The organism is Flagellatimonas centrodinii (assembly GCF_016918765.2).
Classification (GTDB): Bacteria; Pseudomonadota; Gammaproteobacteria; order Nevskiales; family Nevskiaceae; genus Polycyclovorans; species Polycyclovorans centrodinii.
In genome coordinates this window covers 2,413,346-2,433,598 of the sequence record NZ_CP092104.1, presented here as the reverse complement: position 1 = coordinate 2,433,598, position 20,253 = coordinate 2,413,346, and the positions used below count along the sequence as shown (strand labels likewise).

Genomic DNA, 20,253 nt, shown 5'->3' with positions numbered 1-20,253 from the left:
CGTGACGTCGCGGTGGCCGGCAATGCCCGCCCCGAGGCCGTCCGCCCGCTTGCGAGGCATTCATGGAGTATTTCGTCAAGAGCGGCCACCCCGAAAAGCAGCGTGTCGCCTGCGTCATCGTCGGTGTCTACGACCGCCGAACCCTCAGTGACGCCGCTCAGGTGATCGACGCGGCCAGCGACGGGCTGCTGTCGGCCGTCCTCCGACGCGGCGACATGGACGGCAAATTGGGCGGAACCCTGATACTGCATAGCGTGCCGGGCACCCTGGCCGACCGCGTCATGCTGGTGGGCCTGGGCAAAGAGCGCAGCTTTGACGACAACGCCTTCCGCAAGGCCCAGGCGGCAGCCGGCCGCGCACTGCGCAATACCGGTAGCCTCGACGCCGTGAGCTACCTCACCCACCTCGGGCTGAAGGGACGGGATACCAGCTGGATGCTGCAACAGGCCGTCATCGCGCATGCTGACGTGCTCTATCGCATGGACAGCTGTCGCGGCGACAAGGCGCGGGAGGAGCTGCCGGGGATCAAACTCGAACGTCTCACCTTTGATGTTCCGAAACGCTCCGATCTGGCAGCCGGGGAACGGGGCCTCGCCGAGGGCCTGGCGATGGCCCACGGCATCAGCCTGACCAAGGATCTTGGCAACCTGCCGGGCAACCGCTGCACCCCCAGCTATCTCGCCGAGCAGGCCGAGGTGCTGGCACGCGAGTGGCCGATTACCACCCGCGTGCTCGAACAGGCGGACATGGAATCCCTCGGCATGGGCGCACTGCTGTCGGTGTCGCGCGGCTCGCGCCAGCCCCCAAAGCTGATTGTCATGGAATACCTGCACGGCGGCGCCGACGACAAGCCGATGGTGTTGGTGGGCAAGGGTCTGACCTTTGACGCCGGCGGCATTTCCATCAAGCCGGCCGGCAAGATGGACGAGATGAAATTCGATATGTGCGGCGGCGCCACCGTATTCGGCGTCCTCCGTGCCATCGCCGAACTGAAGCTTCCGATCAACGTGGTGGGCATCGTCCCGGCGTCGGAAAATCTTCCGGATGGCGATGCCAACAAACCCGGGGATATCGTCACCTCGATGGCCGGCATCACCATCGAGGTGCTCAATACCGACGCCGAGGGGCGCCTGATCCTCTGCGATGCGCTGACCTATGCCGAGCGCACCTACGAACCGAGCCTGTGCATCGACATGGCCACCCTGACCGGGGCCTGTGTGGTGGCCCTGGGCAGCCCGGCGACCGGCCTGTTTAGCAACCATCCGACGCTGGCCCGGCAACTGCTGGCGGCCGGTGACAGCGCCGGCGACCGCGCCTGGGAACTGCCACTCTGGCCGGAATATGACGAACAGCTCGCCAGCGAGTTCGCCGATGTCGCCAACATCGCCACCAAGGGGGTCGGCGAAGCCGGTGCCGCCGTTGCAGCCGCCTTCCTGCATCGCTTCACCCGCAAACTGAAGTGGGCCCACCTCGACATCGCGGGCACCGCCTGGACCGGCAAGAAGGCCAGCGGCCGGCCGGTGGCGATGCTGACCCAGTTTCTGTTGAACCAGTCGGTTCGCGGCGAGCATTGAGCCTGACGCGATGACCCGGGTCGACTTCTACGTGCTGCCGGAGACCGTGACTGATGCGGTCGCCACTGCCTGCAAGCTCTGCGACAAGGCGGCGGGCCAGGGCCTGCGCGTGTATGTGCACGCGGGGCCCGCGCAGTTGGAGGCACTTGATGGCGCGCTGTGGAGCTTTCGCCAAGGCAGCTTCCTGTCGCATGAACGCTTCGAGGGCCAACCGCCGACCGCACCGCTGCCGATGGTGCTGCTGGGCGACGGCGAGCCGCCTGACAGCCACCATCAGGTGCTGCTCAACCTTGGTGACGACATTCCCGCCTGGTTCAGCCGCTTCGAGCGCGTCCTCGAAATCGTCAGTGGTGATGCCGACACCCGCCGTCGGTGCCGGGCGCGATTCAAGCGCTACCGCGACCGCGGCTTCCCCTTGCAGACCCACGAGCTCACAGCCTGACCCCGAGCCCCTGACCGCCCGAGATTGATGGACAAAACTTTCGACCCCGCCGTTGTGGAAGCCCGCTGGCGCGAGACCTGGGAACAGCAGGACGCCTACGCGGCCGGCCAGCACGCCCCCGGCGACGGCCAGCCCTACAGCATCATGATCCCGCCGCCCAATGTGACCGGCACGCTGCACATGGGGCATGCGTTCCAGCACACCATCATGGATGCGCTGATCCGCTATCAGCGGATGCGCGGCCGCGACACCCTCTGGCAGCCGGGCACCGACCATGCCGGCATCGCCACCCAGATGGTGGTGGAGCGCAATCTCAAGCAGGCCGGCGAACCCGGCCGCGCCGAACTGGGACGCGACCGATTCCTCGACAAGGTATGGGAATGGAAGCGGTATTCCGCCGGCACCATCAGCGGCCAGATTCGCCGCATGGGCTCCTCGGTGGACTGGTCACGCGAAGCCTTCACCATGGACCCCGGCTACAGCACCGCGGTCATCGAGCACTTTGTGCGCCTGCACGACGCCGGGCTGATCTACCGCGGCAAGCGGCTGGTCAATTGGGACCCGGTGCTGCAGACCGCCATCTCCGATCTGGAGGTGGTGAGCGAGGAGGAAAAGGGCTTTCTCTGGCACTTCCGCTACCCGTTGACCGACGGTAGCGGACATCTGGTGGTCGCCACCACCCGGCCGGAAACCATGCTCGGCGATACCGCAGTGGCGGTGCATCCGGAGGACGAACGCTACCGGCACTTGGTTGGCCGAATGATTCGCCTACCCCTATGCGACCGTGAGATCCCCATTATTGCCGACGACTACGTCGATCCTGAATTCGGCACCGGCTGCGTCAAGATCACGCCGGCGCACGACTTCAACGACTACCAGGTGGGCCAGCGCCACGGTCTGCCGCTGATCAATGTGCTGACCCGCACGGCAAACCTCACCGACGACGTGCCCGTGGCTTATCGCGGCCTAGACCGCTTCGAGGCCCGCCAGCGCATCGTCGCCGACTTCGAGGTCCAGGGCCTGCTGGACAAGGTGCAGGACCACGTGCTCAAGGTGCCACGCGGGGACCGTACCGGCGTGGTGCTGGAGCCCTGGCTGACCGACCAGTGGTTCGTCGACCTGACCCGAGACACCCTGCCCGACGGCCGTCCCGGCGGACGGGCGACCATCACCCGGCCGGCCCTCGAGGCGGTCGAGTCCGGCCGCATGCGCTTCGTGCCCGACAACTGGAAAACCACCTACTTCCACTGGCTGCACAACATCCAGGACTGGTGCATCAGCCGCCAGTTGTGGTGGGGTCACCGTATACCGGCGTGGTATGACGCCGACGGACAGGTCTATGTCGGTCGCGACGAGGCAGAAGTGCGCCGCAAACACGGGTTACCGACTGACACCAAGCTGCACCAGGACAACGACGTCTTCGATACCTGGTTCTCTTCCGACATCTGGCCCTTCGCCACCCTCGGCTGGCCCGAGGCCACGCCCGAGCTGCAGAAGTATTACCCCGGCGCGGTGCTGGTGACCGGCTTCGACATCATCTTTTTCTGGGTCGCCCGGATGATGATGATGGGCCTGTACTTCCACCAGGAGGTGCCGTTCCGCGAGGTCTACATCACCGGTCTGGTACGCGACCCCGAGGGCAACAAGATGTCCAAGTCCAAGGGCAACGTGCTGGACCCGCTGGACGTGGTCGATGGCATTTCGCTGGAGGCGTTGCTGACCAAGCGCACCACCGGCCTGATGCAACCAGAGATGGCCAAGCGCATCGAGAAGAAGACCCGCAAGGACTACCCCGACGGCATCGCCGCTGTCGGGGTGGATGCCCTGCGGTTCACCTTTGCCGCGCTGGCCACCCAGGGGCGCGATATCCGCTTCGATGCCTCGCGTGCCGAGGGCTATCGCAACTTCTGCAACAAGATCTGGAACGCAGCCCGTTTCGTGCTGATGCAGTGCGAGGACCAGGACACCGGTCTCGATGCCGGTGCCGAAGTGGTGCTGTCGAGCGCTGACCGCTGGATCATCTCGCAGCTGCAGCGCCTGGAGACCGAAGCCGCCCAGCACTTCGCCGACTATCGTTTCGACCTACTGGCGGCCGCGTTGTACCAGTTCATCTGGAACGAGTACTGCGACTGGTATCTGGAACTCTCGAAACCGGCACTGCAGCAGGGCAGCGTCGAGGAGCAGCGGGGCACCCGGCGAACCCTCGTGCGGGTGCTGGAAACCAGCCTGCGCCTGCTGCACCCGCTGATGCCCTTCCTTACCGAGGACATCTGGCAACGCGTGGCACCGCTGGCCGGTATCAACGACGGGCTGCTGATGCACCAGCCCTACCCGCAGGCCGATACTGCCCGTCTCGACGACCGGGCCGAAGCCGACATCGCATGGTTGAAGACGGTGATCCTCGGCGTCCGCCAGATCCGTGGCGAGATGGATCTGTCGCCCGCCAAGCCCCTGCCCCTCAAGGTCCAGAACGCAACCGCCGTCGACGACGAGCGCCTGCGGCGCCTGGACGGCTCCATCCGCTTCCTGGCGCGGGTCGACAGCATCGAGATCCTCGGCGCCGAAGCCCCTCCTTCGGCGGTGGCCCTGTGTGGCGACATGAAGCTGTTGGTGCCAATGGCCGGCCTGATCGACAAGGACGCCGAACTGTCGCGGCTCGACAAGCAGATCGCCAAACTGGGCAGCGACCGCGAAAAGACCGCCACCCGGGTGCAGAACCCCAATTTCGGCAAGGCGCCCGAGGCCGTGCAGCAACAGGCGCGTGACCTGCTGGCTCAGCAGGACGCCGACCTGGAACGTCTGCGCGAGCAGCGCCTGCGCATCGAGCAGCTCTGATGCCGCTGTTGATCCTGCTCATTCTGCTGGTCTGCGAGATCAGCCTGCTGGTCAGCCTGGTGGATGCCATCGGCGTGATCCCCACCGTGCTGTGGATCCTGTTCAGCGGCATGCTCGGGCTGTGGCTGATCCGACGCACCGGCCTCGCCGTGATGCGCCGCATGCAGGAGGCCACCGCCCGCGGCGAGTTGCCTGACACCGATTTGCTCGGCGACATGCTGTTGTTGCTGGCAGGCCTCCTGTTTCTGTTGCCGGGCGTACTCCTGGATCTCTTTGCCTTCGGCGTGCTGGCCCTGGGCGGGCTTCGGCTGTGGCTGGCCGGCAAGGTGCAACAGCGCATGCAACAGCGCCAGCCACACCTGCGCCCGCCGGTCACGCTCGAGGGCGACTACCGGCGCACCGACGACCCTCCGCGCTGAACCGTTGCATCCGGTTGTGGCGCCGGGGGCGCCCGCCTATAATTCGCGCCCTCACCAAAGCCGGGATAGCTCAGTTGGTAGAGCGACTGATTCGTAATCAGTAGGTCGGAGGTTCGATTCCTCTTTCCGGCACCACATTTCCCCGCGTTCGTGACATCGCGAACCGCCTGCAGGCACCGCCCGGGACGGTGATCAGGCCCCTGCTCAGCGGCGAACACCCGACGCTTCCTGAGCTGTGAAAGCTACTCGTAGAGCTCCTGCAGCCGCGCGTCGCGGCCACAGCTGAGACGGTAGTAGCGATAACGCAGCGGGTTCTTGGTGTAGTAGTCCTGATGGTAGTCCTCGGCCGCATAGAACGGCCCGGCGTCGGTGATCTCGGTGACCACCGGCGCTGGTAGAACCCCGCTGTCGTCCAAGGCCTTGCGGCTGGCTTCGGCGATGGCGCGCTGCTCAGGGGAGTGGGTAAAGATGGCCGTGCGGTACGGGCTGCCGATGTCACAGAACTGACGGTCCTTCACGGTCGGATCGATGTGGCGCCAGAAGTACTCCACCAATTGCGCGTAGCTCACCTGCTGCGGGTCGTAACGCACCTGCACCACCTCGGCATGGCCGGTGTGCTTGGCCGCCACCTGCTCATAGGTCGGATCTTCCACATGCCCGCCCATGTAGCCCGACACCGTCGACAACACGCCCTCGACCTTGTCGAAATCGGCCTCGACACACCAGAAGCAACCGCCAGCAAAGGTCGCGGTCGCCGCCTCCGCCCCGGTGGGACGTGCGTCTTCAGCCTGAACCATGCAGGCGGGCAGCAAGACCAGCCACAGCAGCGGGGACAGGGCGGACGCCACGCGGCGCCGCAAGGTTTTGATCGTCGTGTTCATCAGCTCACCAACTCGGGAAGGGCCTCATCCGCCGGGATGAAGCGGAGGGCAACGCCGTTGTTGCAATAGCGCAGACCGGTGGGTTCCGGCCCGTCCTCAAACACATGGCCCTGATGCCCGCCGCAGCGGCTGCAGTGATATTCGGTTCGCGGCACCAGCAACAGGTAGTCCCGTCGGGTGCCGATAGCCGCCGCCGCGATCGGCTGCCAGAAGCTGGGCCAGCCCGTACCACTTTCGTACTTGTGGGCGGCATCGAACAACGGCTGAAAGCAGGCCGCACAGACGTACGTTCCGGGGCGCTTCTCACCATTGAGCGGGCTGCTGCCGGGGCGCTCGGTATCGTCTTCGAACAGCACGGCAAAGGCCTCGGGTGACAACCGCTGGCGCCACTGGGCCAGCGGCTTGCCGAGCGGCGCTCGCTCGGCCGCCCGGGCGCACCCCGTCAGCACCAGGCCGCCAACAGCCATCAGCGTCGTCAACAGGTCACGTCGATTCAGGGTCATCGGGGTTCTCGATCAGGCTATGGGGACCCACGCTACCGCAATCGGGTTCCCGCGCCTGCCCCAGATCGTCCGCGGTTCAGTCCCGAGGCGCCGGGGCCTGGCAATCTGACCAAATGTTGACGGATGGCAATGACTCGGCGATAACCGCCGCAGCAGTCCACAACGAAAAAGCTTCTCTGGGGGAGCACCATGAACGATTCGGCACCCGATGCCCAAGGCGCGGCGCATACCCGGCGCTGCCTGGCCTGTGGCGACGTGGCGGAATGGCGAGCGCCCGACAGCGCCCCGCTGAACTGCCCCGCGTGCGGCACGGCCTATCTCGAAGCGGCAGAGGCGCGCGCACGCGCGCTGGTGGCGGAACGCAGTCGCGGGCAGACCCAGGAGGTGCCGGTCCCGCCCTCGCCGACGGCCGCCGCGCCAACGCCGGACCGCACCCGACGATTGCCGCTGATGGTCCTGGGCGCAGCCGCGTTGCTGGCAGTTGTGCTGGCGGTCCTGCTGTGGCCGCGCGGGCCGAAAACCGCTGCGGATGCACTGGCACTCTGCCGCGAAACCATTCTGGCGCAGGCCGCCGTGCCCGAAGCCACCGTGGTGCCCGACGTACGAAACATCAACGATGGCGAGGACTTCGTCTTCGCCTGGAATGCCAATTCGGCGTTGGTTCAGATGGCCACCACCACCGGTACGCCGGTACCGACCATGGTGTTCTGTGCGGTGAGCCCGCGCGAGGGGCGGATTGTCGACCTCGCCATCGACAACCGTCAGGTCATCGGCAGCACCCTGCGCACCGGCGCCACGCCCTGAGGGCGTCGCGACAGCGGCTCAGCGGACCGTCCAGCGCGCCGACAGTGCGCGGGTCACCAATGCCGGGTACTGGGGCCGCCCATAGCTACCGTTGTAACGCGCCAGCGCCGGCAGCAAATTGCCTTTTTCCCGGTCCAGGTAATGCCTGAGGATGGTGCAGCCGTAGCGCAGGTTGGTTTGCACATTGAACAGGTTGTCGTCCGGGCGCCCCAGCTCCTTGAGCCAGAACGGCATCACCTGCATCAACCCCAGCGCACCGGCATGGGAGATCGCGTAGCGGTCAAAGCGTGATTCGACGTCGATCACCGCCAGCACCAGCTCCGGTGACAGTCGGGCGCGGCGCGCCTCCGCATGCACCAGGCGCAGAAACTCGAAGCGCTCGGCGTCGTCCGGCAGGTACCGCTGCAGCCGGACCGACATGTCGAGCAGCCACACCTCGGCATCGAAACGGTGCGGAAAGCTGTCGGCCTCGGTGACCGCCGCCATCAGCGCCACACGCAGTGCTGGATCGGGATCCGGCGTTGGCGCCGGCAGCGGCTGGGCGTGCAGCGCAGGCGCCAACATCAGCCCCCACACGGTCAGGCCCACAGTCCGCAGCCAACGCCGCCTCATATTCAGCCCCGGAACTGCGCCAGCACGGCGTCCACGGTGGCCGGAATGCGTTCGGCATCGGCAGCGTCCCGGCGCTTGAACTCGAACTGGTTGTCGGCCAGCGCCTTGTCACCGATGGTCACCCGCAGCGGAATCCCGACCAGCTCGGCATCGGCAAACATGCCGCCCGGCCGCAGGCCGCGGTCATCGATGAGGACATCAACCCCCGCCGCCTGCAAGCCGCTGTAAAGACTCTCGGCCGCGGTCTTCACCGCCTCCGACTTATCGAGGCCGATCGGACAGATGATCAGGGGGAACGGCGCCACCGACAGTGGCCAGATCATGCCGCGCTCGTCATGCCGTTGCTCGATGATGGCGGCAGCCAACCGTGACACGCCGATGCCGTAACACCCCATCCAGGGCACCAGCGCCTGGCCCTGCTCGTCGAGTACGGTCAGGCCCATCGCCTCGGTGTACTTGCGGCCGAGCTGAAAGATGTGGCCGCCCTCGATCCCCCGATAGAAGCGGATCTGACCGACCCCGTCGGGACTCGGGTCACCCTCCACCACATTGCGCAGGTCAGCCGTTTCCGGTTCGGGACAGTCACGCCCCCAGTTGACCCCCTGCAGGTGAAAGTCCTTGCGGTTGGCACCGCAGACGAAATCAGCCACCGCCGCCGCGGCGTGATCGGCGATCACCGGCAGTGGGCAGTTCACCGGTCCGAGGTACCCGACTTCACAGCCAAACAGCGTCGCGACCTCGTCCGGGTCGGCCAGCGTGAAGCCAGCGCCGATGGCCGGGTGACGCGCCGCTTTCACCTCGTTGAGCTGATGATCGCCGCGAAGCGCCAGCGCCCGCAGCACACCCTCAGCGGTGCGCACCACCAGCAGCTTGACCTTGCCGCTCAGCGGCACCTTGAGGAAGGTGGCGACCTGCTCGCAGGTTCTCTGGCCAGGCGTGGCGACATCGGTGAGTGACCGGGTCGCTGCGACCCGAGGCCCCGGCGCGGCACAGACCGCCGCCTCGACATTGGCGGCGTAGGGCCCGCTGTCGGAGACCGCCAGCAGATCTTCACCGGAGCCCGCCAGCACGTGGAACTCCTCCGACTGGTTGCCGCCGATGTTGCCCGCATCCGCCTGGACGATTCGGTAGTCGATCCCCAGACGGTCGAAAATCCGGATATAGGCCTCCCGCATCCGACCGTAGGCCGCCACCAGCCCGGCCTCGTCAGTGTCGAAGGAGTAGGCATCCTTCATCAGGAATTCGCGGGCACGCATCACCCCGAAACGGGGGCGGCGCTCGTCACGGAACTTGGTCTGGACCTGGTAGTAGTTGACCGGTAACTGTTTGTAGGAACGCACATCCTGCTTGACGTGATGGACGATCACCTCTTCGTGGGTCGGCCCGTAACAGAAGTCGTTGCCATGACGATCCTGCATCCGCAGCATCTCGGCGCCCATCTGGGTCCAACGGCCGGACTGCTGCCACAGCTCGGCCGGCTGGATCGACGGCATCAACAACTCCACCGCGCCGGCGCGATTCATTTCCTCGCGCACGATCCGCTCGATATTGCGCAGCACCCGCAGCCCGATCGGCATCCAGGTGTAGAGGCCACTGCCGAGCTTGCGGATGTAGCCGGCACGCTGCATCAACTGGTGTGACACGACCTCGGCATCGGCCGGAGTTTCTTTGGCGGTTGCAAGCGGGAAACGGGACAGGCGCATTGGGGGCTCGGGAATCGGGAATCGGGAATCGGGAGTTTGTAGCGGGCACGCTATCAGAAGCGCCCGTGACGCTTCTGAGCCCGCGGAAGACGGGCGGCAGCCCCGAGGAATCGGGAATCAGGCCCGGGCAGGTCAGTGATCATCCGGGTCGCGCACCTTCAAGCGACGCTCCACCGGCTGCCCCTGCAGTAGCTGCCAGGCGCGCATCTCCAGCACGCCCTTGATGTTCAGGGAGATCACCAGATGCAGCCCGCCATCGGCAATCTCGGCGGCGGTGGGCACTGCGGGCGCGGTCGGCACCGACCACAGCCGAGCCCAGGGGGTGACGCCTTCGGGCGGCTCACCCTCCCGCCACGTTGCCGGCTGGCCCTGGTGCGCCAGCACCACACCGCGGACGGCAGCCGGTTGTGCCAGCTGTGCCGCGTGCAGCAGGGTAATGGCCAGGCGGCGGGGCAGGATCAGGTCGTCGTTCATGGTGGGGTCGCACAGCTGGAGCAGTCGGGGTCGCGCGGCAGCGAGTGGGCGCGCCATTGCAGGGTTCGGGCACACCAAGTGTGCAGGGTTCCGGCGTCGTCGGCGAGCCCCAGCAACCGTCGCAATGCCAGTAGCGCTTGCTGGGCCGCCATGGTGCCGACCACCGGACCGAGGATGCCGGCGTCTTCGCAGCGCTCGGCGGCCGTCCCGGTTTCCGGATAGAGACAGGCGTAGCAGCCACCGCGGCGTGCGGGATCAATCAGGCCCAGCTGTCCCTCGAAGCGGATCGCCGCCGCAAACGCCAGCGGCACCCGCGCCTGAACACAGGCGGCATTGGTGGCAAAGCGGGTGGGGAAATTGTCGCTTCCGTCGAGGACCAGGTCGACGTCGGCCAGGCGTGTCGGCCAGGTGTCTGCCGCGATCACCTCGGTCTCGACCTCGGGGTTGAGCGCACGCAGCTGCGCAGCGGCTGCCTCCGCCTTGTTGCGACCGAGGTCGTCGCTGCGATAGATGACCTGCCGCTGCAGGTTGGACAGGGTGACGTGGTCGGGGTCACACAGCAGCAGCCGGCCGACGCCCGCGCCGGCAAGATAGAGCGCGCTGAGGCTGCCCAGCCCTCCCAACCCCACCAACAGCACCGTGGAATCGCGAAGGATCGCTTGGCCGTTGACCCCCACTTCAGGCAGCACCACCTGCCGGCTGTAGCGACTGAAGTCGCTCATCGGCCTGCCCCCGCCCAGCGGCCGCCACTGGCCCGGGGCTGGTCGCCGAGGTCGTGCCGCGTCTCCACATCGATGAACCCGGCGTCCCGCAACAGCTTCTGTACCGGCTCGGCCTGATCGTAGCCATGCTCCAACAGCAGCCAGCCCCCCGGCTTCAGCGCCGCCGGTGCGGCGGCAATGATGGCGCGCAGTGCATTGAGGCCGTCATGCCCGTCGGTCAGGGCCATTGCCGGCTCGAACCGCAGGGCCGGCAGGTGCGGATCGCGGGCCGCGATATAGGGCGGATTGCCGACCACCAGATCGTGTGCCGGGGCGGCCGCCAGCCACTCGCCGAAGTCTGCCTGGACCCACTGCACCGGCAGCCGCAGTCGCTCGCCATTGCCACGTGCCACGGCCAGAGCATCGCCACAGAGGTCGACGCCGGTCATCCTGATGTCAGATCGCTCACTTGCGAGGGCCAGGGCAATGGCGCCACTACCGGTGCCAAGGTCGGCGACCCGCGGTGTCGACAGCGGCATCAGGCATTGCAGCGCCCATTCCACCAGCACCTCGGTTTCAGGCCGGGGCACCAGCACGGCCGGACTGACACTCAAGATCAGCGTCCAGAAACCCCATTCGCCGAGGATGTAGGCAACCGGTTCCCCGCGGGCACGCCGCTGCAGGTCGACCTCGAACGCGGCAGCGGTGGCGGGCGGTATCGGCGTCTCGAGCCGCGAAAACAGTTGCGCCCGCGAGAACCCGAGCAGGCGGCCGAGCAGCAACTCGGCATCCTGCCGTGGCGCATCGCTGACCGGCGCCAGCCGCGGCAATGCGTCAGCGATCGCCTGCGCCAGGGTCATGCGCGCTCGCCGATCTCGGCCAGCAACTCGGCCTGATGCTCGGCCAGCAGCGGACTGATGACCGGGTCGAGATCGCCTTCCATCACCCGATCGAGCTGATACAGCGTCAGGTTGATGCGGTGGTCGGTGACCCGACCCTGCGGGAAGTTGTAGGTGCGGATTCGCTCGGAGCGGTCGCCGCTGCCGACCAGGCTCTTGCGGGTGGCGGCGCGCTCGGCCGCCTGGCGGGTGCGCTGCGCATCCACCAGCCGCGACGCCAGCAACGCCAGCGCCTTGGCCCGGTTCTTGTGCTGGCTGCGCTCTTCCTGACACTCCACCACCACACCGGTGGGGATGTGGGTCACGCGAATGGCCGACTCCGTCTTGTTGACATGCTGGCCGCCAGCGCCGGAGCTGCGAAAGGTGTCGAAGCGGAGGTCGGCCGGGTTGATCTCCACCTGCGATTCCGCCACCTCCGGCAACACGGCCACCGTCGCCGCCGAGGTGTGGATACGCCCCTGAGCCTCGGTCTCGGGCACCCGCTGCACACGATGGGCCCCACTCTCGAACTTGAGTTGTGAGAATGCGCCAAAGCCGATCACCCTCGAAATCACTTCCTTGAAACCGCCGTGCTCGCCCTCGCTGGCCGACAACATCTCGACCTGCCAACCGCGGGCTTCGGCGAACTTGTTGTACATCCGGAACAGGTCACCGGCGAAGATCGCTGCCTCGTCGCCGCCGGTGCCGGCGCGAATCTCAAGGAAAACATTGCTCCCATCGAGCGGATCGCGCGGGACCAGATAGCCCTGCAGCTCGGCCTCGAGGGTGGCCAGACGGGCTTCCAACAGCGGCCGCTCGGCCTCGGCCATGGCGCGCAACTCGGGGTCGGACTCCCCGGCCATCGACGCCAGCGAGGTCAGCTCCTCGCCGATATGTTGCCAGCCACTGTAGGCCTCGGCCACCGGGCCAAGCTGTGCGTACTCCTGTGACAGTCGGCGAAATCGTTCGCCATCGCCGGCGATGGCGGGGTCACCCAACTCACGCGCCAATTCCTCCCGCCGTTCGACGAGCTGCTGCAACTTCGACACCAGTGATGCTTTCATGGGCGCGGAGGATACCGTCAGCCGGCGTCCTCGTCGTCGAGATCGAACAGGCGCCTGACCGTATTGAGCAACATCGCCTGCTCCACCGCGTCGGCCTGCCGCAGACGGGACACCGGCGGGTGCAACAGCTTGTTGGAGAGCGTGTCGGCGACAAAGCCGAGGACCGATTCCACCGGCTCGCCCGAGGCCAGTTTGCGCCGTGCCCGCTCCAGCACTTCGTCGCGATGCGTCCGCGCCTGCTGTCGCAGGGCACGAATGGTGTCGCCGGCATCGCGCGACTCCAACCAGCGCGAGAACGCCTGCGACTGGGTCTCGATCAGGGCCTGCGCCTGCAATGCCGCGCCCTCGCGCAGCTTCATGTTCTCGGCAATGACATTGCGCAGATCATCGATGGTGTAGAGATAGACGTCTTCGAGACGGGCAATCGCCGGATCAAGATCGCGTGGTACCGCCAGGTCGATCATGAACACCGGTTTGCGCCGTCGGCTGCGGACCGCCTGGCGCATGGTCGCCGCATCAATGATGAAGCCACGGGCCGCGGTGGACGACACCACCAGATCGGCGCTCGGCAGTGCGCCGACCACCGCATCCAGGCCGATCGCCTGACCCCCGACCTCCCGTGCCAGCGCCTGCGCCCTTTCGAGACTGCGGTTGGCCACGATAATCCGCTGCACCCCCTGCTGCTGGAGATAGCGGGCCACCAGCGTGATCATCTCGCCGGCGCCGATCAACAGCGCGGTCTGCGTCCGCAGGTCGTCGAAAATCCGCCGCGCCATCTGGATCGCGGCATAAGCTACCGACACCGGGTGGGCGCCGATCTGGGTCTGGCTGCGCACTTGCTTGGCGACCGCGAACGCGTGCTGGAACAGCCGTGACAACACCGGCCCAAGACTGTCGACCTCATTGGCCAGCGCAAAACTCTGTTTCATCTGACCGAGAATCTGCGGCTCGCCGAGGACCATTGAATCCAGCCCCGATGCGACCCGGAGGGTGTGCGTGACACAGCCCTGATCACGATGAAAATAGAGGTGCGTCTCCAACGGCGCATCCGCGGCCCCGCGCTCGTGTCGCCACCAGTCCAGCAGGCGCACTTCATGCTCGGCCGCCGCCACCGCAAACAGCTCGGTGCGGTTGCAGGTCGACAGGATGGCGGCCTCGTCGATCCCGTCCAGCGCCCGCAACCGCCCCAGCGCCTCGGGCAGATCAGCCTCGGCAAAGGCCATTCGCTCACGCAGCGCGATCGGGGTGGTGTGGTGGCTCAGGCCGAGCGTGATCAACGCCATAAGGCAGGCCGGTCAGCTTCCGGTGGGACCATGTGCCGATTTTCGGTCACAGCGCACCGCGCCACAAGCGGACACCACCGGGGCCCGAGCGGTTTCCGCCCCGATGACGCCGCCGCTCATGCCTCAGACGGCCAGTTGCGCTAGGCTTCCCGCCTGATTTTCAGGAAGTTCCGGATGTCTCTTGCCCCGCGTCACCTTTTGCTTCTGACCCTGCCGCTGGCGCTCGCCAGCGCATGCGCGACCGTGACCCCCAGCGAGCGCACCACCACCGAAACGCTACGGCAGCAGGCGGAACAACGTCAGGACTCGGTGACGCAGCCGCTACCGAGCCCCACGCCACCTCCGCGTCCGCAGGCGATCAATCGGTCGACCGAGGCGCAGTACCACGTCCTGGTCGGCGAGCTGGCCCTGCGCCGCGACCAGCCGGAGGTGGCCGCGCGCTCCTTCATCGCCGCCCTGCGATCGATGCCGGACGTCGAACTGGCCACCCGCGCCACCCAACTCGCGCTTGCCACCAACGATGAGGATCTGGCGCTTGAAGCCGCCGGTCATTGGCTGCGGCTGGAGCCCACCGCGATGGAGCCGCGCGAGGTCATCCTGCGGGTCAGCCTGATCAACGGTGACGGCGAGCAGGCATTGCGGCAAGCGCGCGCCATCGTGCAGGGACATGCCGGCGGCATCGACGACGGCTTCCGCTACCTCGGCCTGCTGCTGGCCCGGGTGCCGCCAGCCGGCTCGGACCGCGCCCTCAGCCTGATCGACCTGTTGCTTCGCGACTACCCGCAGCAACCTGGCGCCCACTACGCCATGGCCATGCTGGCACTGCAATTCGAACGATTGTCGCTGGCCGAGACCGCCGCCCGGCAGGCGCGCGAACTGGCTCCCGAGGCCCGCGAGTACGCCCTGTTGCTGGCCGGCGTCTGGGTCCGACAGGGGCGAATCGACGAAGCCGTCGAGCTGGTCGAAGCCCAACTGGTCGATCAGCCGACCGAAACCCGTAGCGACCTGCGGCTGGCGTTCGCCCGGATTCTGCTCGACGCCAACCGGCTGACGCCAGCACGAGCGCAATTGGAACAGGTGCTGGCGGATCAGCCCGAGCAGTCCGAAGCCGCGCTGCTGCTGGGCATGCTGGCACTGAATCTGGGTGACACCGAGACCGCCCGTGCGCGCCTGACACCGCTACTTGACAGCGATCGCAAGCAGGATGCCGCGCTGCAACTGGGGCGTCTGGCCGAGTCCGAGTCGCGCTGGGAAGAGGCGCTTGCCTTCTATGCCAGCGTCAATCGCGGCCCCGCAGGCCTTGACGCCGCCATCCGCCGCGCGGTGGTCATGGGCCGCCTGGGCCGGACCGACGAAGCGCGCGCCCTGCTGGAGGCCCTGCGACACGACGTGCCGCCGCTGAGCGTGCGGCTCTATCTGGCCGAGGCCGACATCCTGGTCACCGCCGGCAGTCTGGCGGCCGCGCGTCAGCTGTATGACCGCGCACTGGCAGAGCACCCCGGCCATCTCGACCTGCTCTACGGCCGCTCGTTGCTTCTGGAGGAGATGGGCGAAATCGCCGCATCGGAGGCCGACCTGCAGCAGATGATCGAAGCCGATCCCCAGGATGCCCGCGCGCTCAACGCGCTCGGCTACATGCTGATCGTGCATCACGGTGCCCTGGCCCAGGCACGTCCCTTGATCGAACAGGCCATCGCCCTGGCACCGGACGATGCGGCGGTCATCGACAGCATGGGCTGGTTGCTGTTCCGCGAAGGCGATACCGCCGGTGCCCTGCCCTATCTGCAGCGTGCCCACGACCTGTTCCCCGACCCGGAGGTGGCCGCCCACCTCGGGGAAGTGCTGTGGATGCTCGGCGACCGCGAGGCAGCACGCACGGTCTGGGACGCCGCGCTGGAACGTGACCCGCAGCACCCGCTGCTGCGCGAAACGCTGAACCGCCTGCAACCGTGAACCGGCTGTGCGCCACGCTGCTGGCGACACTGTTGCTGGCCAGCTGCGCACTGCAGGCACCGCGGCCGACCGCGCCGCCCCCCGCGGATGCAGCACTTCTGCAGCGCTGGTGGCAGCACCAGCAGTCACTGCGCAGCGTCGATCAGTTCCTGCTGCAGGGCCGGCTGGCCGCCAGCGGAATGCCGCTGAGTGGGCGCCTGCGCTGGCAACAGTCGGCCGGTGGCCGTTTCGACGTCTTCGTCAGCGGGCCGGTGGGCAGCGGCAGTGTGCGACTGCGCGGCACCCCGGATGCGGTGCACATCCAGAGCGGCGATGAAGAGTGGCACAGTCGAACACCGGAAGCCGACCTGCAACACCGCCTGGGATGGCGCCTGCCGCTGGCGGCGCTGCCGTACTGGGCGCGCGGACTGCCCCGTCCGGGCCGGCCGGCACGCTATGATCTCGACCCCGCCGGCCGACTGCTGCGCCTGCAACAGGACGGCTGGGACATTCACTTCGACCGCTACCACCCCGGCGTACCGGCGTTGCCGGCGCGCCTGCGGATGATCCAGGACACCACCACGCTCACTTTGCTGGCCGACCGCTGGCAACAGCCGTAGCCGGCAACACCCCCATGCCCAACGACGCTCCCTTTTCCGCCGGTTTCGCCTGGCCTGCACCGGCCAAGATCAACCTGTTCCTGCATGTCACCGGGCGCCGCGAAGACGGCTATCACACACTGCAGACGCTGTTTCAGTTCGTCGATCTGGTCGATCACCTGCGTTTCCACCAGCGTGGCGACGGGCAGATCACCCTGCAGACCCCGCTCGCCGACATTAATCATGATGACAACCTGATCGTGCGCGCCGCGCGCCGGCTGGCCGCGGTCAGCGGAGCGCCGATCGGCGTCGACATCGAACTGGACAAGCGCATCCCGGTGGGCGCCGGGCTCGGTGGCGGGTCGAGCAATGCCGCCACCACCCTGATCGCGCTCAACCGCTTATGGAACCTCGGCTTTCCGGCCGACGAACTGGCCGACATCGGTCTACCGCTGGGGGCCGACATCCCGGTCTTCGTGCGCGGTCATGCCGCCTGGGCCGAGGGGATCGGCGAACGCCTGAGTCCGATCGACCTACCGGAACCCTGGTACCTGCTGCTGCTGCCACCGGTGACGGTGGCAACGGCAACCGTCTTTGCCGACCCGGCGCTGGAGCGGGCGCACGCGCGGGTGCAGTTCGAGGACTACAGCAGCGGCATTTGCGTCAACGACTGCGAACCGGTGACCACCCGCCTGTTCCCGCCAGTGGCCGAAGCGCTGGCCTGGCTGCGTCGTTTCGGCCCTGCACGCATGTCCGGCACCGGCGCCTGCGTCTTTCTCGAAGCGGAAAACCGCGCCGCGGCCGAGACGCTGGCGGCACAGGCCGACCCGGCCTGGCGACCGACGGTGGTGCGCGGGCTGAACCGATCACCACTCGCCGCTATAATGCGCGGGCTTTGAATGATGGGGCGTAGCCAAGTGGTAAGGCAGCGGGTTTTGATCCCGCCATTCGGTGGTTCGAATCCATCCGCCCCAGCCAGTTTTGCGGTACCCAGCGGCACCGACTTTGCGGCACCCCGCGGCACCAACGAACGTTTGCGCCCCTCACCGGCACTGCGCCGATAACCGCCCATCGCTACCGCCAACCGACGCATACCCATGGCCGAATCCAAGTTGACGTTGTTCTCCGGCAACGCGAACCCCAAGCTCGCCAAAGACATCGCCAACTATCTCAAGATCCCCCTGGGGCAGGCGGTCGTCGGCCGCTTCTCCGATGGTGAGGTTCAGGTCGAGATTCTCGAGAACGTGCGCGGTCGCGACGTCTTCGTGATTCAGCCCACCTGCGCACCCACCAACGACAACATCGTTGAATTGCTGATGATGCTCGATGCGCTGAAGCGCGCCTCGGCTGGCCGCATCTGCGCGGTCATTCCCTACTTCGGCTACGCCCGCCAGGACCGTCGGCCGCGTTCCAGCCGGGTGCCGATCTCGGCCAAGGTGGTCGCCGACATGCTCGGCGAATGCGGCGCCGACCGGGTGCTGACGGTGGACCTACACGCTGACCAGATCCAGGGCTTCTTCGACATTCCGGTCGACAACGTCTACGCCAGTCCGGTGTTGCTCGGCGACATCTGGCGGCAAAAGTACGAGAACCTCATCGTCGTCTCGCCGGACGTCGGCGGCGTGGTGCGCGCGCGGGCAGTGGCAAAACGGCTGGATGACGCCGACCTCGCCATCATCGACAAGCGCCGCCCACGGGCCAACGAGTCACGGGTGATGAACATCATCGGCGACGTCAACGGCCGTAGTTGCGTGCTGGTCGACGACATGGCCGACACCGCCGGCACCCTCTGCAAGGCGGCGGCCGCGCTCAAGGAGCACGGCGCCATCCGGGTGGTGGCCTATGTCACCCACCCGATCCTGTCGGGCCCGGCCATCACCAACATCACCCACTCCGAACTGGATCAGCTGGTGGTCACCGACACCATCCCGCTGAACCCGGCGGCGGCGGCCTGCCCGAAGATCCGCCAGCTTTCCATCGGCTCCCTGTTGGCCGAAACCATCCGCCGCGTGTCGGCGGAAGAATCGGTGTCCTCGCTCTACGTCGACTGACCCGACACCCCGGCGATCACGACCGCGTCCGGGGCCCGACGCCGCCCCCACTCGCCCGCTTCCCCCCCTTCCGCTACAATCTGCGCCCCTCGCGCGGTCTGGTCGCGGACCTCGCGGGGTTTCTTAATGACATTATCGGGGTCACTCCATGACACAAACCTTTGTAGTTGAAGCAGAAGTCCGCGCGTTGCAGGGAACGGGTGCGAGCCGCCGTCTGCGTCGCGAGGGCAAGGTGCCGGCCATCATCTATGGCGGCAACGATGCGCCGCAGAACATCCAGGTCAGCCAGAACGAGCTGATGAAGCAACTGCGCGTCGAAGCGTTCTACTCACACATCCTGACGGTCAAGGTGGACGGCGTTGAGCAGCAGGCCGTGCTGAAAGCACTGCAGCGCCATCCGGTGCGCGACGAAACCATTCTGCACGCCGACTTCCAGCGCGTGGTCGCCGACCAGCTGCTGCGCAAGACCGTCCCGCTGCACTTCAAGGGTGATGCTACTGCCCCGGGCGTGAAGCTTGGCGGCGGCATGATCGAGCATCACCAGAATGAAGTGGAAGTCGAGTGTCTGCCCGCGAATCTGCCGGAGTTCATCGAAGTCGACCTGTCGGCGATGAAACTGGGGGACGTCGTGCACCTGTCGAACCTCAACCTGCCAGCCGGCGTGAGCTTGATCGAACTCAAGCACGGCGCCGACATCACCGTCGCTTCCTGCCACCTCACCAAGGCTGGTGCGGGTGACAGTGAAGAGGGTGACGCCGAGGGCGACGACGCCGCTGAAGGCGAAGAGAAGAAGGACTAGTCCGACCCTCGCAGGGTCAGAACCCGTCCGTTCGCTGTCGCGCGCGGACGGGTTTTTTGTTGAACAGGGACACGGAACTTAGCGGCATGGCAGACCACAAGATCGCCATCATCGGGCTGGGGAACCCCGGCAGCGAATATGAAGCTACGCGACACAATGCCGGCTTCTGGTTCGTCGACCGCCTCGCCGATCGCGCCGGCGTCCCGTTGCGCGCCGAGAGCAAGTTTCACGGCCTGTTCGGGCGCGCGCGCATCGGTGGGCAGGATATCCTGCTGTTGAAGCCAACCACCTTCATGAACCGCAGCGGACGGGCGGCTCAGGCGCTGTGCCAGTTCTACAAGATCGCACCCGATGACGTACTGGTGGCACATGATGAACTGGACCTCGCCGCCGGCACCATGCGCCTGAAGTTGGGCGGAGGCCACGGTGGTCACAACGGGCTGCGTGACCTGCATGGCCAGATCGGTTCCGGCTACCGGCGCCTGCGTATCGGCATCGGCCACCCGGGCGACAAGGCGATGGTACTGAACTACGTGCTCGGACGACCCTCGCGCGACGACGAAACCGCCATCCTCGATGGTCTCGGTCGCGCAGCCGATGCCACCGACACCTGGCTGCGGGGTTCGTGGGACAAGGCCCTGCAGCAGTTGCATACTGAAAAACATAACCGGGACAGTGCCGCAGGCTCAGCCTGACGGC

At 66.8% G+C, this 20,253-nt stretch carries 20 protein-coding genes and 2 tRNA genes; 13 read left to right on the top strand and 9 right to left on the bottom strand.

Annotated features, from left to right (window positions below):
• Positions 1–62: 62 nt before the first annotated feature.
• The 5 genes from JN531_RS11465 to JN531_RS11445 all read left to right on the top strand — a co-directional run bounded on the left by JN531_RS11465 (position 63) and on the right by JN531_RS11445 (position 5,405).
• The gene (locus JN531_RS11465; protein ID WP_228348999.1) at positions 63–1,574 is read left to right on the top strand and encodes a leucyl aminopeptidase; all 1,512 of its coding nucleotides are present in this window, start codon (positions 63–65) and stop codon (positions 1,572–1,574) included.
• Between the two features lie 10 nt (positions 1,575–1,584).
• Entirely contained in the window at positions 1,585–2,016 is a 432-nt protein-coding gene (locus JN531_RS11460) for a DNA polymerase III subunit chi (protein ID WP_228348998.1), read from the top strand.
• 27 nt (positions 2,017–2,043) lie between these two features.
• The gene (locus JN531_RS11455; RefSeq protein ID WP_228348997.1) at positions 2,044–4,851 is read left to right on the top strand and encodes a valine--tRNA ligase; all 2,808 of its coding nucleotides are present in this window, start codon (positions 2,044–2,046) and stop codon (positions 4,849–4,851) included.
• Positions 4,851–5,270, top strand: a complete 420-nt coding sequence (locus JN531_RS11450) for an FxsA family protein (protein WP_228348996.1) — start codon at positions 4,851–4,853, stop codon at positions 5,268–5,270. The genes JN531_RS11455 and JN531_RS11450 overlap by 1 nt, the downstream gene beginning before the upstream one ends.
• Before the next feature lie 59 nt (positions 5,271–5,329).
• A tRNA-Thr gene (locus tag JN531_RS11445) sits at positions 5,330–5,405 on the top strand.
• Between the two features lie 107 nt (positions 5,406–5,512).
• On the opposite strand, the gene msrA is transcribed toward JN531_RS11445, so the two are convergent.
• Positions 5,513–6,151: a peptide-methionine (S)-S-oxide reductase MsrA gene (msrA, locus tag JN531_RS11440; RefSeq protein WP_228348995.1), complete on the bottom strand. Its 639-nt coding sequence runs from the start codon at positions 6,149–6,151 to the stop codon at positions 5,513–5,515.
• A complete protein-coding gene (gene msrB / locus JN531_RS11435; protein WP_366522432.1) occupies positions 6,151–6,648 on the bottom strand; it encodes a peptide-methionine (R)-S-oxide reductase MsrB in 498 nt (165 codons plus the stop codon). The genes msrA and msrB overlap by 1 nt, the downstream gene beginning before the upstream one ends.
• Before the next feature lie 195 nt (positions 6,649–6,843).
• Here msrB and JN531_RS11430 point away from each other — a divergent pair, with 195 nt between their 5' ends.
• The gene (locus JN531_RS11430; RefSeq protein ID WP_228348993.1) at positions 6,844–7,458 is read left to right on the top strand and encodes a hypothetical protein; all 615 of its coding nucleotides are present in this window, start codon (positions 6,844–6,846) and stop codon (positions 7,456–7,458) included.
• Positions 7,459–7,476: 18 nt separating this feature from the next.
• Here JN531_RS11430 and JN531_RS11425 read toward each other — a convergent pair whose 3' ends face one another.
• From JN531_RS11425 to hemA, 7 genes are all read right to left on the bottom strand, one after another.
• Positions 7,477–8,070: a transglycosylase SLT domain-containing protein gene (locus JN531_RS11425; protein WP_228348992.1), complete on the bottom strand. Its 594-nt coding sequence runs from the start codon at positions 8,068–8,070 to the stop codon at positions 7,477–7,479.
• A gap of 2 nt (positions 8,071–8,072) precedes the next feature.
• Positions 8,073–9,773 carry a proline--tRNA ligase gene (locus JN531_RS11420; RefSeq protein WP_228348991.1) on the bottom strand — a complete coding sequence of 567 codons (1,701 nt, stop codon included), beginning with the start codon at positions 9,771–9,773 and terminating at the stop codon, positions 8,073–8,075.
• A 132-nt stretch (positions 9,774–9,905) separates the two neighbouring features.
• Positions 9,906–10,247 carry a hypothetical protein gene (locus JN531_RS11415; RefSeq protein WP_228348990.1) on the bottom strand — a complete coding sequence of 114 codons (342 nt, stop codon included), beginning with the start codon at positions 10,245–10,247 and terminating at the stop codon, positions 9,906–9,908.
• Positions 10,244–10,969, bottom strand: coding sequence for a HesA/MoeB/ThiF family protein (locus JN531_RS11410; RefSeq protein ID WP_228348989.1), 726 nt, complete (start codon positions 10,967–10,969; stop codon positions 10,244–10,246). The genes JN531_RS11415 and JN531_RS11410 overlap by 4 nt, the downstream gene beginning before the upstream one ends.
• Positions 10,966–11,808 (bottom strand): peptide chain release factor N(5)-glutamine methyltransferase, encoded by an 843-nt coding sequence (gene prmC, locus JN531_RS11405; RefSeq protein ID WP_228348988.1) that lies wholly within the window; start codon positions 11,806–11,808, stop codon positions 10,966–10,968. The genes JN531_RS11410 and prmC overlap by 4 nt, the downstream gene beginning before the upstream one ends.
• Entirely contained in the window at positions 11,805–12,890 is a 1,086-nt protein-coding gene (gene prfA, locus JN531_RS11400) for a peptide chain release factor 1 (protein WP_228348987.1), read from the bottom strand. The genes prmC and prfA overlap by 4 nt, the downstream gene beginning before the upstream one ends.
• Before the next feature lie 17 nt (positions 12,891–12,907).
• Positions 12,908–14,173 carry a glutamyl-tRNA reductase gene (gene hemA, locus JN531_RS11395; RefSeq protein WP_228348986.1) on the bottom strand — a complete coding sequence of 422 codons (1,266 nt, stop codon included), beginning with the start codon at positions 14,171–14,173 and terminating at the stop codon, positions 12,908–12,910.
• Positions 14,174–14,347: 174 nt separating this feature from the next.
• Here hemA and JN531_RS11390 point away from each other — a divergent pair, with 174 nt between their 5' ends.
• From JN531_RS11390 to pth, 7 genes are all read left to right on the top strand, one after another.
• The gene (locus tag JN531_RS11390) at positions 14,348–16,126 is read left to right on the top strand and encodes a tetratricopeptide repeat protein (RefSeq protein WP_228348985.1); all 1,779 of its coding nucleotides are present in this window, start codon (positions 14,348–14,350) and stop codon (positions 16,124–16,126) included.
• Positions 16,123–16,725 carry a lipoprotein insertase outer membrane protein LolB gene (gene lolB, locus JN531_RS11385; protein WP_228348984.1) on the top strand — a complete coding sequence of 201 codons (603 nt, stop codon included), beginning with the start codon at positions 16,123–16,125 and terminating at the stop codon, positions 16,723–16,725. Before JN531_RS11390 ends, lolB begins: the two co-directional genes overlap by 4 nt.
• A 14-nt stretch (positions 16,726–16,739) precedes the next feature.
• A complete protein-coding gene (gene ispE / locus JN531_RS11380; protein ID WP_228348983.1) occupies positions 16,740–17,603 on the top strand; it encodes a 4-(cytidine 5'-diphospho)-2-C-methyl-D-erythritol kinase in 864 nt (287 codons plus the stop codon).
• Between the two features lie 4 nt (positions 17,604–17,607).
• Positions 17,608–17,682: transfer RNA gene (locus tag JN531_RS11375), tRNA-Gln, on the top strand.
• A gap of 119 nt (positions 17,683–17,801) precedes the next feature.
• Entirely contained in the window at positions 17,802–18,755 is a 954-nt protein-coding gene (locus tag JN531_RS11370; protein WP_228348982.1) for a ribose-phosphate diphosphokinase, read from the top strand.
• Positions 18,756–18,903: 148 nt separating this feature from the next.
• On the top strand, positions 18,904–19,554 hold the full coding sequence (locus tag JN531_RS11365; protein ID WP_228348981.1) for a 50S ribosomal protein L25/general stress protein Ctc: 651 nt from the start codon (positions 18,904–18,906) through the stop codon (positions 19,552–19,554).
• 86 nt (positions 19,555–19,640) lie between these two features.
• Positions 19,641–20,249, top strand: coding sequence for an aminoacyl-tRNA hydrolase (gene pth, locus JN531_RS11360; protein WP_228348980.1), 609 nt, complete (start codon positions 19,641–19,643; stop codon positions 20,247–20,249).
• The last annotated feature ends 4 nt before the right edge of the window (positions 20,250–20,253 follow it).

What these genes read in the sequence shown, in the direction of transcription:
- JN531_RS11455 (WP_228348997.1), top strand. Translation starts at nt 2,044, where the DNA reads ATGGACAAAACTTTCGACCCCGCCGTTGTGGAAGCCCGCTGGCGCGAG.
- hemA (WP_228348986.1), bottom strand. Translation starts at nt 14,173, where the DNA reads ATGGCGTTGATCACGCTCGGCCTGAGCCACCACACCACCCCGATCGCG.
- JN531_RS11410 (WP_228348989.1), bottom strand. Translation starts at nt 10,969, where the DNA reads ATGAGCGACTTCAGTCGCTACAGCCGGCAGGTGGTGCTGCCTGAAGTG.
- JN531_RS11425 (WP_228348992.1), bottom strand. Translation starts at nt 8,070, where the DNA reads ATGAGGCGGCGTTGGCTGCGGACTGTGGGCCTGACCGTGTGGGGGCTG.
- prfA (WP_228348987.1), bottom strand. Translation starts at nt 12,890, where the DNA reads ATGAAAGCATCACTGGTGTCGAAGTTGCAGCAGCTCGTCGAACGGCGG.
- JN531_RS11390 (WP_228348985.1), top strand. Translation starts at nt 14,348, where the DNA reads ATGTCTCTTGCCCCGCGTCACCTTTTGCTTCTGACCCTGCCGCTGGCG.
- prmC (WP_228348988.1), bottom strand. Translation starts at nt 11,808, where the DNA reads ATGACCCTGGCGCAGGCGATCGCTGACGCATTGCCGCGGCTGGCGCCG.
- msrA (WP_228348995.1), bottom strand. Translation starts at nt 6,151, where the DNA reads ATGAACACGACGATCAAAACCTTGCGGCGCCGCGTGGCGTCCGCCCTG.
- JN531_RS11460 (WP_228348998.1), top strand. Translation starts at nt 1,585, where the DNA reads ATGACCCGGGTCGACTTCTACGTGCTGCCGGAGACCGTGACTGATGCG.
- JN531_RS11450 (WP_228348996.1), top strand. Translation starts at nt 4,851, where the DNA reads ATGCCGCTGTTGATCCTGCTCATTCTGCTGGTCTGCGAGATCAGCCTG.
- ispE (WP_228348983.1), top strand. Translation starts at nt 16,740, where the DNA reads ATGCCCAACGACGCTCCCTTTTCCGCCGGTTTCGCCTGGCCTGCACCG.
- JN531_RS11465 (WP_228348999.1), top strand. Translation starts at nt 63, where the DNA reads ATGGAGTATTTCGTCAAGAGCGGCCACCCCGAAAAGCAGCGTGTCGCC.
- pth (WP_228348980.1), top strand. Translation starts at nt 19,641, where the DNA reads ATGGCAGACCACAAGATCGCCATCATCGGGCTGGGGAACCCCGGCAGC.
- JN531_RS11430 (WP_228348993.1), top strand. Translation starts at nt 6,844, where the DNA reads ATGAACGATTCGGCACCCGATGCCCAAGGCGCGGCGCATACCCGGCGC.
- JN531_RS11365 (WP_228348981.1), top strand. Translation starts at nt 18,904, where the DNA reads ATGACACAAACCTTTGTAGTTGAAGCAGAAGTCCGCGCGTTGCAGGGA.
- JN531_RS11415 (WP_228348990.1), bottom strand. Translation starts at nt 10,247, where the DNA reads ATGAACGACGACCTGATCCTGCCCCGCCGCCTGGCCATTACCCTGCTG.
- JN531_RS11370 (WP_228348982.1), top strand. Translation starts at nt 17,802, where the DNA reads ATGGCCGAATCCAAGTTGACGTTGTTCTCCGGCAACGCGAACCCCAAG.
- JN531_RS11420 (WP_228348991.1), bottom strand. Translation starts at nt 9,773, where the DNA reads ATGCGCCTGTCCCGTTTCCCGCTTGCAACCGCCAAAGAAACTCCGGCC.